Source organism: Aquabacterium sp. A08, from assembly GCF_011742065.1.
The window spans coordinates 17888-31282 of record NZ_JAAQQT010000639.1; the positions used below are offsets into that span (position 1 = coordinate 17888).

Annotated in this window: 14 protein-coding genes and 1 riboswitch; of the genes, 11 read left to right on the plus strand and 3 right to left on the minus strand. The window is 68.6% G+C overall.

All coding sequences use genetic code 11. The features are described 5' to 3' along the window. Positions 1-240: 240 nt before the first annotated feature. The 11 genes from HA630_RS13505 (at position 241) to tolA (ending at position 8329) form a co-directional block, all read left to right on the plus strand. Positions 241-1098 (plus strand): lytic transglycosylase domain-containing protein, encoded by an 858-nt coding sequence (locus HA630_RS13505; protein ID WP_371809241.1) that lies wholly within the window; start codon positions 241-243, stop codon positions 1096-1098. 7 nt (positions 1099-1105) lie between these two features. Continuing rightward, positions 1106-1241, plus strand: a riboswitch (ZMP/ZTP riboswitch). A 36-nt stretch (positions 1242-1277) separates the two neighbouring features. Next, positions 1278-2522, plus strand: coding sequence for a serine hydroxymethyltransferase (glyA, locus tag HA630_RS13510; RefSeq protein ID WP_166834646.1), 1245 nt, complete (start codon positions 1278-1280; stop codon positions 2520-2522). 7 nt (positions 2523-2529) lie between these two features. Continuing rightward, entirely contained in the window at positions 2530-2979 is a 450-nt protein-coding gene (nrdR, locus tag HA630_RS13515) for a transcriptional regulator NrdR (protein WP_166834648.1), read from the plus strand. 51 nt (positions 2980-3030) lie between these two features. Continuing rightward, a complete protein-coding gene (locus HA630_RS13520; protein ID WP_166834650.1) occupies positions 3031-3672 on the plus strand; it encodes a riboflavin synthase in 642 nt (213 codons plus the stop codon). Between the two features lie 12 nt (positions 3673-3684). Next, on the plus strand, positions 3685-4824 hold the full coding sequence (gene ribBA, locus HA630_RS13525) for a bifunctional 3,4-dihydroxy-2-butanone-4-phosphate synthase/GTP cyclohydrolase II (RefSeq protein ID WP_166834652.1): 1140 nt from the start codon (positions 3685-3687) through the stop codon (positions 4822-4824). A gap of 1 nt (position 4825) precedes the next feature. Next, complete coding sequence (gene ribH / locus HA630_RS13530; RefSeq protein WP_166834654.1) at positions 4826-5296, plus strand: 6,7-dimethyl-8-ribityllumazine synthase; 471 nt, start codon at positions 4826-4828, stop codon at positions 5294-5296. Further along, entirely contained in the window at positions 5293-5850 is a 558-nt protein-coding gene (gene nusB / locus HA630_RS13535; protein ID WP_166834656.1) for a transcription antitermination factor NusB, read from the plus strand. Before ribH ends, nusB begins: the two co-directional genes overlap by 4 nt. Continuing rightward, a complete protein-coding gene (ybgC, locus tag HA630_RS13540; RefSeq protein WP_166834658.1) occupies positions 5825-6274 on the plus strand; it encodes a tol-pal system-associated acyl-CoA thioesterase in 450 nt (149 codons plus the stop codon). The genes nusB and ybgC overlap by 26 nt, the downstream gene beginning before the upstream one ends. Then, a complete protein-coding gene (gene tolQ, locus HA630_RS13545) occupies positions 6271-6981 on the plus strand; it encodes a protein TolQ (RefSeq protein WP_166834660.1) in 711 nt (236 codons plus the stop codon). Before ybgC ends, tolQ begins: the two co-directional genes overlap by 4 nt. Before the next feature lie 13 nt (positions 6982-6994). Next, complete coding sequence (locus HA630_RS13550; RefSeq protein WP_166834662.1) at positions 6995-7435, plus strand: biopolymer transporter ExbD; 441 nt, start codon at positions 6995-6997, stop codon at positions 7433-7435. 9 nt (positions 7436-7444) lie between these two features. Then, positions 7445-8329 (plus strand): cell envelope integrity protein TolA, encoded by an 885-nt coding sequence (gene tolA, locus HA630_RS13555; RefSeq protein WP_166834664.1) that lies wholly within the window; start codon positions 7445-7447, stop codon positions 8327-8329. Between the two features lie 20 nt (positions 8330-8349). On the opposite strand, the gene dnaE is transcribed toward tolA, so the two are convergent. The 3 genes from dnaE to HA630_RS13570 all read right to left on the minus strand — a co-directional run bounded on the left by dnaE (position 8350) and on the right by HA630_RS13570 (position 13332). Continuing rightward, positions 8350-11916: a DNA polymerase III subunit alpha gene (gene dnaE / locus HA630_RS13560; RefSeq protein ID WP_166834666.1), complete on the minus strand. Its 3567-nt coding sequence runs from the start codon at positions 11914-11916 to the stop codon at positions 8350-8352. 107 nt (positions 11917-12023) lie between these two features. Continuing rightward, positions 12024-12578, minus strand: coding sequence for a flavodoxin family protein (locus HA630_RS13565; protein WP_166834668.1), 555 nt, complete (start codon positions 12576-12578; stop codon positions 12024-12026). Between the two features lie 52 nt (positions 12579-12630). Then, a complete protein-coding gene (locus HA630_RS13570; RefSeq protein WP_166834670.1) occupies positions 12631-13332 on the minus strand; it encodes a pirin family protein in 702 nt (233 codons plus the stop codon). Positions 13333-13395: the final 63 nt, after the last annotated feature.

Genomic DNA, 13395 nt, shown 5'->3' on the forward strand with positions numbered 1-13395 from the left:
TTGCCCACGGGCGCCCCTGCGGCGCCGAATTCATATTCTTTTTATTGCATAAAAAGAATGTTCATAAGTATTGACTGGTAATGTCGATCCCCCTAACATCGCGCCACTTTCATCCGTGAGAACCCTTAGACGCCGCCGAAACCGGCCCAGTTGACCGCACCATGGCGGTCGATGGCGACCCCCCAATCTCGCGCCGCCGGGCTTCAACCGCCCGCCCCGACGCCCAGAAAGGAGAGTGCTATGCCAGCGCCCCAAATGCCCCGCTTGTCCGGGGCCCTGCAAGTGACCCAGACCGCGTTCAAGGACGTGGCCCAGGGTTTTGTGTCCGTGACCCACAACAGCCTGGCCCTGCTGGGCCTGCTGCTCGCCGCCTGCCTGGTGCTGTTCGTCAGCCAGCCGGACCTGCGCAGCAGCGCCGAACGCCAGCTGTTCGGCTGGCTGGAAGAGCGCCAGTCGCAGAACGGCGAGATCCCCGCCGACCCCAGCGCGGTGGACCGCGTGACCGCGACCAACCCCAAGGCCCTGCCCCGCGAGCAGGCCCAGGTGGCCGACTGGCTCAGCCGCAAATACCGCGTGGCGCCGGAACCCATCGGCGCGCTGGTGGCCGAGGCCTTCGAGATCGGCGACCGCGCCCGCCTGGACCCGACGCTGATCCTGGCGGTGATGGCGATCGAATCGCGCTTCAACCCGTTCGCGGCCAGCCCGGTGGGCGCCCAGGGTCTGATGCAGGTGATGACCCGGGTGCATGCCGACAAGTACGAGGACTTCGGTGGCCGCCTGGCCGCGTTCGACCCGGTGAGCAACCTGCGGGTCGGGGCCCAGGTGCTGCAGGAAACCATCCGCCGCGCCGGCAGCGTCGAAGGTGGGCTGCGCCTGTACGTCGGCGCGGTGTCCAGCAGCGGCCAGGACTACATCGACAAGGTCCTGTCGGAGCACGAGCGGCTGCAGCGCGTGGCCCAGGGCCAGCGCGTGGCCTTCAACGCCCACCAGCGCCGCACCGTGGTGCCCACAGGCCCCCAAGCGCCACAGAGCGTTGACGCCGAACTGGAAGCCGAAGCCAGCCCAACCCAGACCGGGGCGCTGCCGCAGGCGTCCTGATAAAATCCCGTTCGCGCGCGACTGGCGATAGGTCCCGCCGGCCCTGGCCGGCGCCAAGTGACTGACGTGGGCTTACCACGGGGAAGCGCGCCGCCCTGCCGTCACCGCCGGCGGGTGTTGTGCCGTTCGCCTGGGCAGCCCTTGGTCACCAAGGGTCATTCGACGACTCCAGGACTGCCATGTACGACCGCAACATCCTCATCGAACAGACCGACCCCGAGCTGTTCGCCGCCATCCAGGCCGAAAACGCGCGCCAGGAACACCACATCGAGCTGATCGCCAGCGAAAACTACGCCTCGCCGGCCGTGATGGCTGCCCAGGGCACCCAACTCACCAACAAGTACGCCGAGGGCTACCCCGGCAAGCGCTACTACGGCGGCTGCGAGTACGTGGACGTGGCCGAACAACTGGCCATCGACCGCGTCAAGCAACTGTTCGGTGCCGACGCCGCCAACGTGCAGCCGCACTGCGGCGCCTCGGCCAACGAGGCCGTGTTCCTGGCCTTCCTCAAGCCCGGCGACACCATCATGGGCATGAGCCTGGCCGAAGGCGGCCACCTGACCCACGGCATGCCGCTGAACATGTCGGGCAAGTGGTTCAACGTCGTGTCCTACGGCCTGAACGCCCAGGAAGAAATCGACTACGACGCCATGGAAGCCAAGGCGCGCGAGCACCGCCCCAAGCTGATCGTGGCCGGCGCGTCCGCCTACAGCCTGCGCATCGATTTCGAGCGTTTCGCGAAGATCGCCAAGGAAATCGGCGCCATCTTCATGGTGGACATGGCCCACTACGCCGGCTTGATCGCCGCGGGCGTGTACCCCAACCCGGTGCCGTTCGCCGACGTGGTGACCTCCACCACCCACAAGAGCCTGCGCGGCCCGCGCGGCGGCATCATCCTGATGAAGGCCGAGCACGAGAAGGCCATCAACAGCGCCATCTTCCCCGGCCTGCAGGGCGGCCCGCTGATGCACGTCATTGCCGCCAAGGCCGTGGCCTTCAAGGAAGCCTTGACCCCCGAATTCAAGGCCTACCAGCAACAGGTCGTGAAGAACGCACAGATCGTGGCCGAAACGCTGACCCAGCGCGGTCTGCGCATCGTCAGCGGCCGCACCGAAAGCCACGTGATGCTGGTGGACCTGCGCGCCAAGGGCATCACCGGCAAGGAAGCCGAGGCCGTGCTGGGTGCCGCCCACATGACCATCAACAAGAACGCGATTCCGAATGACCCGGAAAAGCCGATGGTGACCAGCGGCGTGCGCATCGGCACCCCGGCCATGACCACCCGCGGCTTCAAGGACGAAGAGGCCCGCGCCACCGCCCACCTGATCGCCGACGTGCTGGACAACCCGCGCGACCCGGCCAACATCGAAGCGGTGCGTGCCAAGGTCAACGCCCTGACCGCCCGCTTCCCGGTGTACAAGTAAACCGGCCATGAAGTGCCCCTTCTGCGGCCACGCCGACACCCAGGTGGTGGAGACGCGTGTCGCCGAGGAGGGGACCTTCATCCGCCGCCGACGCCGCTGCGGCGCCTGCGACAAACGCTTCACCACCTACGAACGGCCGGAGGTCACCTTCCCGGCCGTGGTGAAAAAGGACGGCCGGCGCATCGACTACGACCCGGCCAAACTGCGCGCCAGCTTCGCCCTGGCCCTGCGCAAACGCCCCGTCAGCACCGAACAGGTGGACGCGGCCATGGAACACATCGAGGAAAAGCTGCTGAGCCTGCCCGCGCGCGAGGTGCCCTCGCACCGCCTGGGCGAAATGGTGATGCGCGAGCTGAAAAAACTCGACCAAGTGGCCTACATCCGCTTCGCCAGCGTGTACCGCAGCTTCGAGGACATCGACGAGTTCAAGACCCTGGTCGACGAAGTGCGCCAGTGACCGGCCGGCCACCGCCGCCCGGGGCCGGGCCAATCCTGCGACAATAGCGGGATGTTCACCGGCATCATCACCGGCGTGGGGCGCATCGCCGCCGTCCACCCCTTGGGTTCTTCTTCGCAACACGGCAAACGCCTGACCCTGGAGGCGCCGCCCGGCTACCTCGACGACGTGGGCCTGGGCGACAGCATCGCGCTCAACGGCGCCTGCATGACCGTGACCACCCTGGACCCGGCGCAGCAGCGCTTCACCATCGACATCTCGGCCGAATCGCTGGACAAGACCGCCGGTCTGGACCAGCCCGGCCCGGTGAACCTGGAAAAGGCGCTGCGCGCCCACGACCGCCTGGGCGGGCACATCGTGTCGGGCCACGTGGACGGTATCGGGCACGTCAGCCACTTTGCGCGCGTGGGCGAAAGCTGGGAACTGCGGGTGCGGGCGCCCGCCGCCCTGGGCAAGTACCTGGCCTACAAAGGCTCGATCACCGTCAACGGCGTGAGCCTGACCGTCAACCGGGTGCAAGACCTGCCCGAAGGCTGCGAATGCAGCATCAACCTGATCCCGCACACGGTGGAACACACCGCCCTGGGCCAGCTGCAAAGCGGCAGCCCGGTGAACCTGGAAATCGACCTGATCGCGCGCTACGTCGAGCGCATGCTGGGCGCCCCGGCCACCGCCGCGACGGCCAGCGCCTGAACCCCACCTCCCATGACCACCCCCAACACCCCTCTGGCGCCGGTCGCCATCTCGCCCGTGGAAGACATCGTTGCCGACATGAAGGCCGGCAAGATCGTCATCCTGGTGGACGAGGAAGACCGCGAGAACGAAGGCGACCTGGTGCTCGCCGCCGACCACGTGACGCCCGAAGCGATCAACTTCATGGCGCGCTTTGGCCGCGGCCTGATCTGCCTGACGCTGACGCGCGAACGCTGCGAACGCCTGCAACTGCCGCCCATGGTGCCGCGCAACGGCACCAAAATGGGCACGGCCTTCACCGTGTCCATCGAAGCGGCCGAGGGCGTGACCACCGGCATTTCGGCCGCCGACCGCGCCCGCACCGTGCAGGTGGCGGTGGCCGCCAACGCCCAAGCCGCCGATCTGGTGCAGCCTGGTCACATCTTCCCGCTGCAGGCGGTCGAGGGCGGGGTGCTGATGCGCGCCGGCCACACCGAAGCCGGCTGCGACCTGGCGGCCATGGCCGGCTGCTCGCCGTCGGCGGTGATCTGCGAGATCATGAAGGACGACGGCACCATGGCGCGCCTACCGGACCTGCAGCTGTTCGCCGCCGAGCACGGCCTGAAGATCGGCACCATTGCCGACCTGATCGAACACCGCAGCCGGGTGGAAAGCCTGGTGGAGAAGGTGGGCCAGCGCCCGCTGCAGACGGCGTTTGGCGAGTTCACCGCGCACGCCTACCGCGACCAGCCCAGCGGCGCGGTGCACCTGGCCCTGGTCAAGGGCAGCTGGGGCGCCACCGACACGGTGAGCGTGCGGGTACACGAGCCGTTGAGCGTGCTGGACGCGCTGGAGGTGGACCGCGCCATGCACTCCTGGACGCTGGAAACCAGCCTGCGCCACATGGCCGACCGGGGCCGCGGCGTGGTGGTGCTGCTGAACTGTGGCGAAAGCGGTGAGCAGCTGCTGGCGCAGTTCGAGGGCACCGCCCGCTCGGCGCAAGCGCCGGAGCGCGGCCGCATGGACCTGCGCACCTACGGCGTGGGCGCGCAAATCCTGCGCGACTGCGGCGTGCACAAGATGCAGTTGCTGGGCACGCCGCGGCGCATGCCCAGCATGACCGGCTACGGCCTGGAAGTGACCGGCTTTTTGAGCAAAACCGAAGGAAATTGAGATGTTGGGTGCCAACAAGGGCAGCGCCGGTGCGCTGGACGGAACGAATTTGCGCATCGGCGTCGTGCAGGCGCGCTTCAACCAGGGCATCACCGACGCCCTGGCGCAGGCCTGCGTGGGTGAGCTGCAGGCCCTGGGCGTGCAGGCCGGCGACATCGAGCACGTGCAGGTGGCCGGCGCGCTGGAGGTGCCCACCGCGCTGCAGGCCATGGCCGAAAGCGAGCGCTTCGACGCGCTGATCGCGCTGGGCTGCGTCATCCGCGGCGAAACCTACCACTTCGAGCTGGTGTGCAACGAATCGGCCGCGGGCGTGACCCGGGTGGCACTGGACCACCAGATCCCGGTGGCCAACGCCATTCTGACGACCGAAAACCTGCCGCAGGCCGTGGCCCGCCAGGAAGAAAAAGGCCGCGACGCCGCCCAGGTGGCGGTGGAAATGGCGCGCCTGCTGCAACGGTTGAACCGCGCATGAGCCAGCCCACCCCCCCCACGGGCACCGAGCGTCCGCGCAAGGCCGCCGACAAGTCGGCCCGCACCCGCGCCCGCGAATTCGCGCTGCAGGCCCTCTACCAGCACCTGGTCGGCCGCAACGAGGCCGAAGACGTGGACCAGTTCACCCGCGACCTGAGCGGTTTCCACAAGGCCGACAGCGCCCACTACGACGCGCTGCTGCACGGCTGCATCGCCGAGGCGGTGGAGCTGGACGCGGCCATCACCCCCTGCCTGGACCGCCCGCTGGCCGAGATTTCGCCGATCGAGCGCGGCGTGCTGTGGATCGGCGCCTACGAGTTCCGCCACTGCGTGGACGTGCCGTGGCGGGTGGTGATCAACGAGTGCATCGAACTGGCCAAGTCTTTCGGTGGCACCGACGGGCACAAGTACGTCAACGGCGTGTTGAACCAGTTGGCGCCGCAGTGGCGTGCGCTGGAGGTGGAGCGCGACCAGAAGCGCGGCCACGGCCGGCCGGCCAAGGCGGTCGTGCCCACCAGCGCACCGGCCGATGCGCCGCCGGCCGCCGACGCCTGAGGGGAGCACCCAGGTGTTTCAATGGCCGGTGCGGGTGTATTGGGAAGACACGGATGCGGGCGGCATCGTCTTCTACGCCAACTACCTGAAGTTTTTTGAGCGCGCCCGCACCGAGTGGCTGCGCAGCCTGGGGGTGGAGCAGCAGCGGCTGCGCGACACCACCGGCGGCATGTTCGTGGTCACCGGCACCGAGCTGCGCTACCACCGCCCGGCGCGGCTGGACGATTTGTTGCAAGTCAGCGCCCGGGTGACGGAACTTGGCCGCGCCTCCATGACACTGCAACAGGAGGCCTGGCTGCTGCGCGATGGCGCCCCCGAGCAGCGGCTGTGCGAAGGCACGATCCGCATCGGCTGGGTGGACGCCGCCCGCCTGCGGCCCGGCCGCATCCCCGATTCCATCCTCCACGCCCTGACGCCCCCATGACCCACGACTTTTCCATCGTCTCGCTGATGCTCAACGCCAGTTGGGTGGTGCAGGCCGTGGTGGCCCTGCTGATAACGGTGTCGGTCATCAGCTGGGCCGCGATCTTCCGCAAGGTGGTCGCCCTCAAGCGCGTGAACGGCCTGACCGAGACCTTCGAGCGCGACTTCTGGTCGGGCGCCAACCTGAACGACCTGTACGACGCGGCCAGCCGCAACGCCCAGGCCGGCAGCCCGATGGAGCGGATTTTCGCCAGCGGCATGCGCGAGTTCCAGAAGCTGCGCGAGCGCCGCATCACCCAGCCGGACGCACTGCTCGACGGCGCGCGGCGCGCCATGCGCGCGAGCTACCAGCGCGAGGTGGACGCGCTGGAGGTCAACCTCTCCTTCCTCGGCTCGGTCGGCTCGGTGTCGCCCTACGTCGGGCTGTTCGGCACGGTCTGGGGCATCATGCACGCCTTCACCGGCCTGGCGGCGCTGACGCAGGTGACCCTGGCCACGGTGGCCCCCGGCATCGCCGAGGCGCTGGTGGCCACGGCCATCGGTCTGTTCGCGGCGATTCCGGCGGTGGTGGCCTACAACCGCTTCACCCACGACATCGACCGCGTGGCCAACCGGCTGGAGACCTTCATGGAAGAGTTCTCCAACATCCTGCACCGCAACGTCGGGGCCGCGGGTGCGCCCGCCGGCCTGGCCCCGGCCGGCCGCTGACCGGAACGCCGCCATGCCCGCCCTCGCCTCTCGCGGCAAAGGCCGCCGCACGATGAACGACATCAACATGGTGCCGTTCATTGACGTGATGCTGGTGCTGCTGATCATCTTCATGGTGACTGCGCCGATGCTCGCACCGAGCCAGATCGAGCTGCCCAGCGTGGGCAAGAGCGCGGCGCCGCCCAAGCGCTTTGTCGAGGTGCTGATCGACAAGGAAGGCCGGACCGCGGTGAAGGAAGGGGGCAGCCCCGGCCCGGGCGAGCCGGTGACCGCGGCCAACCTGGTGGGCCGGGTGCAAGCGCTGCAAGGCACCCCAGCCGCGGGCGAAGGCCCGGCACCGGTCATCATCAGCGCCGACAAGGCGGTGCAGTACGAGGTGGTGGTGCAGGCCATGAACGCCTTGCAGGTGGCCGGCGTGGCCCGCGTGGGCCTGTCGGTGCAACCCGGCCGCTGACCCCAGGCGATGCAGGCCACCGCCGACACCCTGGACCTGAACCCGCCCGACGGCGGCCGCTGGCGCGGCCCGCTGGGCTGGGCTCTGGGCGTGCACGCGCTGCTGGTGCTGGCCCTGACCTGGGGTGTGGGCTGGCAGACCGACACGGTGGTGGTGGCCGAGGCCGAGCTGTGGTCGCGCCTGCCGCAGGTGGCGGCGCCCAAGCTGGTGGCGCCGGAACCGACGCCTGCGCCGGCCCCCGCCCCCAAGCCGCGGCCCGCCGAACCGCCCCCGCCCGACGTGTCGCAGGCGCGGCGCGACGCCGACATCGCCCTGGCCCAACAACAGAAAAAGGCGCGCGAGGAGCAAGCCCGGCAACAGGCGCTGGCGCGTGAGGCGGAACACAAACGGCGGGAGCAGGAACGCCGGGAGCGGCAGGCCCAGGAGCGGGCGGCCCAAGCCAAGGCAGACCAAGAAAAAGCCGCCCAGCTGGCGCGCGACAAAGCGGCGCGCGCCAAGGCCGAGGCCGCCAAACAAGACGCCTTGCTGGAGGCCGAACGCCAGAAAAACCTGGCCCGCATGATGGGGCAGGCCGGGGCCACCGGGTCGGCGGGTGCGCGCGGCACGGCCCAGCAGTCCAGCGGGCCGTCGGCCGGCTACGCGGGCAAGCTGGTGGCACGCATCCGCCCCAACATCGTCTTCGCCGACGCCGTGGCCGGCAACCCGCGTGCCGAGGTGGAGGTCAGAACCCTGCCCGACGGCACCATCGTGGGCAGCCGCTTGCTGCAGTCCAGCGGCCACCCGGCGTGGGACAACGCGGTGCTGCGCGCGGTGGAACGCACCGGCAAACTGCCGCAGGACGAGAACGGCCGGGTGCCCGGCACGCTGATCCTGGGCTTCCGGCCGCAGGACTGAACAACCGCTCGGGCGCGGGGTCAGTCGAACACGATTTCGGCGCGGCGCTCGTGGGCCTGGGCCTTCCAGGCGGCCAGGGCCGCGTCCGACGGGAACACCAGCGCCTGCTCGCCCAGCTGGATGTCGCAGCGCGCGGTCCCGCGCAGCACCTGCAGGCGCACCGGCAGGCCGCGCACCAGTTCGCCCTGCTCGCTCATCTCGCGCTTGGCCGGGAACTCGCGCAACAGCGCCGCCACGTCGGGCGCCTGGCCATTGACCGCCACGCGCAGGTATTTGCCAAAGCGGCAACGCGCCGCGCCCAAATCCCACAATTGCTGCACCTTGAGCCGCAAGCCGCCCGAGAAGCGGTCCGGCTGCGCCAGCACCTGGGCCAGCACCAGTTCGTCGTCCTTCAGCAGGTTTTTGTGCTGGTTGATGAGGGCTTCATCGGCGGTGGCTTCCAGCGTGCCGGTCTTGTCGTCCAGCTTGAAAATGGCGACCTTGCCGCGCTGGCCATTGATGATGCGCAGGTCGGTGACGATGCCGGCGAGCAGCACCGGGTCGCGGCTGTCCACCACGTCACCGATGGGGGTGCGGGCGAAGCGGCGCACCTCGCGCTCCACCTCGTCGAACAGGTGGCCGCTGAGGTAGAAGCCGATGGCGGTTTTCTCGTGCGTCAGGCGTTCCTTGATGCCCCAGGGCAGCATGTCCACCAGGTCGGGTTCCTGGGTGCTGGCGCCGTGGTCGTCGGCACCGAACATGTCGAACAGGCCGCCCTGGTTGGCGTTGGCCTGCTGGGCGTTGGCGTAGTCGAAGGCCCGCTCCACCGAGGCCAGCAGCGCCGCGCGGTTGAGGTCGAAATGGTCGAAGGCGCCGGCCTTGATCAGTGCCTCCACCGTGCGCTTGTTCAGGCGGCTGCGGTCCACCCGGTTGCAGAAGTCGAACAGGCTCTTGAACGGGCCCACGGTGTCGCCGGCCGGGCCCACGCCCTTGCCCTCGCGGGCCGCCACGATGGCTTCAATGGCCTGCTGGCCGGTGCCCTTGACGGCGCCCAGGCCGTAGCGGATGACCTTGTCGCTGACCGGCTCGAAGCGGTAGGTGCCGCGGTTCACGTCGGGCGCCTCGAAGGTGATGCCGAACTTGAGCGCGTCCTCGAACAACACCTTGAGCTTGTCGGTGTCGTCCATTTCGATGGTCATGTTGGCGCAGAAGAACTCCGCCGTGAAATGGACCTTGAGCCAGCCGGTGTGGTAGGCCAGCAGCGAGTAGGCGGCGGCGTGCGACTTGTTGAAGCCGTAGCCCGCGAACTTTTCCATCAGGTCGAAGACCTCGTCGGCCTTGTCTTGGCCGATGCCGTGGGTGGCCAGGGCACCGGCGCGGAACTTCTCGCGGTGCTCGGCCATTTCCTCGGCCTTTTTCTTGCCCATGGCGCGGCGCAGCAGGTCGGCGCCACCCAGGCTGTAGCCGCCCAGGATCTGCGCGGTCTGCATCACCTGCTCCTGGTAGACCATGATGCCGTAGGTCTCGGACAGCATGTCGGCCACCGCCGGGTGCGGGTACTCCACTTCTTCGCGGCCGTGTTTGCGCGCCACGAAGCTGGGGATCAGGTCCATCGGGCCCGGGCGGTACAGCGCGTTCAGGGCGATCAGGTCTTCCAGCCGGGTGGGCTTGGCGTCGCGCAGCATGCCCTGCATGCCGCGGCTTTCAAACTGGAACACCGCTTCGGTCTTGCCGTCCTGAAACAGTTTGTAGGTGGCTTTGTCGTCGAGCGGGATGTTCTCGAACGCAAAGCCGGCCTGGCTGGGGTGGCGCCGCAGAATGAATTCTTTGGCCAGTTCCAGAATGGTCAGCGTGGCCAGGCCCAGGAAGTCGAACTTCACCAGGCCCACGGCCTCCACGTCGTCTTTGTCGTACTGGCTGACGGCCGATTCGCTGCCTGGCTGCTGGTACAGCGGGCAGAAATCCGTCAGCTTGCCGGGCGCGATCAGCACCCCCCCGGCGTGCATGCCGATGTTGCGCGTCATGCCTTCGAGCTTCTGCGCCAGCTCGATCAGCTGCTTGACCTCTTCCTCTTTCTGGATGCGCTCGGCCAGTACCGGCTCCATGGCGATCGCGTAGTTGTTCTTGTCGCCGGGCTTGGGCGGGTCGGGCGGGTACTGCAGCGTCACGCTCATGCCCGGCTTGTTGGGAATGAGCTTGGAAATGCCGTCGCAGAAGCCGTAGGCAAAGTCCAGCACCCGGCCCACGTCGCGGATGGCCGCACGCGCCGCCATGGTGCCGAAGGTGGCGATCTGGCTCACCGCGTCCTTGCCGTACTTGTCCTTGACGTAATCGATGACGCGGTCGCGGTTGGTCTGGCAGAAGTCGATGTCGAAGTCGGGCATGGACACCCGCTCCGGGTTCAGGAAGCGCTCGAACAGCAGGTTGTACTGCAGCGGGTCCAGGTCGGTGATGAGCAGCGCGTAGGCCACCAGCGAACCGGCGCCGGAACCCCGGCCCGGCCCCACCGGGCAGCCGTTTTCCTTGGCCCACTGGATGAAGTCGCCCACGATGAGGAAGTAGCCCGGGAAGCCCATCTTGAGGATGGTGTTGAGCTCGAACTCCAGCCGTTCCACGTAGCGCGGGCGCTCGGCTTCGCGCTGGGCTTCGTCCGGATAGAGGTGGATCAGGCGCGCCTTCAATCCCTCGTGCGAGACGTGGCGGAAGTAGTCCTCCACCGACATCACCACGCCATCGACCGGCGGAATGGGGAAGTTGGGCAACTGCGGCTTGCCCAGCGTGAGCGTGAGGTTGCAGCGCTTGGCGATTTCCACCGTGTTGGCCAGGGCACTGGGCACATCGGCGAACAGCGCGGCCATTTCTTCGGACGACTTGAAATACTGGTCGCGGGTGAACTTGCGCACCCGGCGGTGGTTGCCCAGGATTTCGCCTTCGGCGATACAGACACGTGCTTCGTGGGCTTCGTAGTCGTCCGGGCCCAGGAACTGCACCGGGTGGGTGGCCACCACCGGCAGCTTGAGCCGAGCGGCCAGGGGCACGGCGGCGGCCACGTGGCGTTCGTCATCGGGGCGGCCGGCACGTTGCAGTTCGATGTAGAAACGGTGCGGAAAGGCGCCGGCCAGTTGCAGCGCCAGGTCGGCGGCCTTGGCCTCGTCGCCGGCCAGCAGGGCCTGGCCCACCGGGCCGCTGTGGGCGCCGGACAGCACGATCAGCCCGTCGTTCAGCTCCTGCAACCACTCCCACTTGACGCCGGCCTGGTCGCGCACCACGTTGCGCGTCCAGGCGCGCGCCAGCAGCTCGCACAGGTTGAGGTAGCCCGGGTGGCTTTGCACCAGCAGCAGCAGGCGCGGCAGGCTCTGCGCCTGCACCGACGCGCCGGGGGCGACCTCGCCGCCCAGGCCCTGCACAAACACCTCGGCACCGATCACCGGCTTGACGCCGGCGCCGCGCGCGGCCTTGTAGAACTTGACCGCGCCGAAGAGGTTGCTCAGGTCGGTGATGGCCAGGGCCGGCTGGCCATCGGCCGCGGCGGCCTCCACCGTTTCGTCAACGCGGGTGGTCCCATCGACCACGGAAAATTCGGTGTGCAGGCGCAGGTGGACAAACATCCGGGGATTGTAGAGGCCCCCCCTGGCGCAGGGGGCCGGCAGGCCAAGCCCGGGGCGACCCCGTCGCCGGGCACGAGACGCATCACCGCGGCCCAGCCTAGGTCAGGTCAGCCGCGCAACTTGGCCGCCACCGCGGCCACCCGCGCGCCGTACAGGCGGGCGGTGTCCAGGTCGCCTTGGGGGATTTTGTCGGCGCCGGCGTCGGACGGCGACTGCACCAACAGGCCGACCGAGCCGCCCAGGTTGTTGACGTCTTGGCGGGTGGCGGCCAGGGTGTTGGCCGGCAGCAGCCCCAGGCTGACCCACAGCCCACCGTGTTGCGACGCCAGGGTCTGGAGCTGGATCAGCGTGGCGCCCTTGTCGCCGTTCAGGCTGGCGCTGTTGGTGAAACCGCCGAACACCTTGTCCTGCCAGGCGCGACCGAACCAGGCCTTGGACGACGCGTCGGCAAACTTCTTGAACTGCCAGCTCGGGCCGCCCATGTAGGTGGGGGTGCCGAAAATGATGGCGTCGGCCGCGTTCAGCGTGTCCCAGCCGCCGTCGGGCAGGTTGCCGTCGGCGTCGATGGGCAGCAGCTCGGCTTGGGCGCCTTCGGCCACGAGCTGGGCCACGCGCTGGGTGTGGCCGTAGCCGGAATGGTAAACAACAACGACTTGGGTCATGGAAACAACTCCTGCAAGGGAAGGGCCCGGGCGGGCCGAGGGGGTGAAAAATTCAGGGGGCCAGGTCGAACACCAGCACTTCGGCCTCACAGCCCTGGTCGAGCCGCAGGGACGATTCGTCCTGGAGCATCAGCGCATCGCCAGCGCTCAGCGGCTGGCCGTTGGCGCGCAGGCGGCCGCGCACCAGGTGCACGTAGGCCTTGCGGGCCGGATCCAGGGCCAGTTCGGCGGTTTCCGGGCCGTCGAACAGGCCGGCGTACAGGCGCGCATCGGCGTGCAGGGTCACCGCGCCGTCGGCGCCGTCGGGCGCGGCCACCAGGCGCAGGCGGCCGCGTTTGTCGGCCTCGGCAAAGGCTTTTTGCTCGTAGCCGGGGTCGATGCCGCGCTCGCTCGGTTCGATCCAGATCTGCAGGAAATGCGTGGTCTGGTTCGGGGCGTGGTTGAACTCGCTGTGCGTCACGCCACGGCCGGCGCTCATGCGCTGCACCTCGCCGGGGGGGATGCCCTGCACGTTGCCCAGGCTGTCGCGGTGGGCCAGGTTGCCGGCCAGCACGTAGCTGACGATTTCCATGTCGCGGTGGCCGTGGGTGCCAAAGCCGGTGCCCGGAGCGATGCGGTCTTCGTTGATGACGCGCAGGTTGCCCCAGCCCATGAAGGCGGGGTCGAAGTAGTCGGCGAAGGAAAAGGAATGGTGGCTTTGCAACCAACCGTGGTCGGCGTGGCCACGCTCTTGCGAGCGGCGCAGTTGCATCATGGCGGTCTCCGGTGTGGGGTGGCGAGGACTCCACTGTAGCCCGCGGCGGCCGGGGTGACGGCG

Coding starts and splice junctions, on each gene's coding strand:
- ribH (WP_166834654.1), top strand. CDS start 4,826: ATGTTGGGTGCCAACAAGGGCAGCGCCGGTGCGCTGGACGGAACGAAT.
- HA630_RS13565 (WP_166834668.1), bottom strand. CDS start 12,578: ATGACCCAAGTCGTTGTTGTTTACCATTCCGGCTACGGCCACACCCAG.
- nusB (WP_166834656.1), top strand. CDS start 5,293: ATGAGCCAGCCCACCCCCCCCACGGGCACCGAGCGTCCGCGCAAGGCC.
- tolA (WP_166834664.1), top strand. CDS start 7,445: ATGCAGGCCACCGCCGACACCCTGGACCTGAACCCGCCCGACGGCGGC.
- ybgC (WP_166834658.1), top strand. CDS start 5,825: ATGCGCCGCCGGCCGCCGACGCCTGAGGGGAGCACCCAGGTGTTTCAA.
- HA630_RS13505 (WP_371809241.1), top strand. CDS start 241: ATGCCAGCGCCCCAAATGCCCCGCTTGTCCGGGGCCCTGCAAGTGACC.
- glyA (WP_166834646.1), top strand. CDS start 1,278: ATGTACGACCGCAACATCCTCATCGAACAGACCGACCCCGAGCTGTTC.
- HA630_RS13520 (WP_166834650.1), top strand. CDS start 3,031: ATGTTCACCGGCATCATCACCGGCGTGGGGCGCATCGCCGCCGTCCAC.
- tolQ (WP_166834660.1), top strand. CDS start 6,271: ATGACCCACGACTTTTCCATCGTCTCGCTGATGCTCAACGCCAGTTGG.
- ribBA (WP_166834652.1), top strand. CDS start 3,685: ATGACCACCCCCAACACCCCTCTGGCGCCGGTCGCCATCTCGCCCGTG.
- HA630_RS13550 (WP_166834662.1), top strand. CDS start 6,995: ATGCCCGCCCTCGCCTCTCGCGGCAAAGGCCGCCGCACGATGAACGAC.
- HA630_RS13570 (WP_166834670.1), bottom strand. CDS start 13,332: ATGATGCAACTGCGCCGCTCGCAAGAGCGTGGCCACGCCGACCACGGT.
- nrdR (WP_166834648.1), top strand. CDS start 2,530: ATGAAGTGCCCCTTCTGCGGCCACGCCGACACCCAGGTGGTGGAGACG.
- dnaE (WP_166834666.1), bottom strand. CDS start 11,916: ATGTTTGTCCACCTGCGCCTGCACACCGAATTTTCCGTGGTCGATGGG.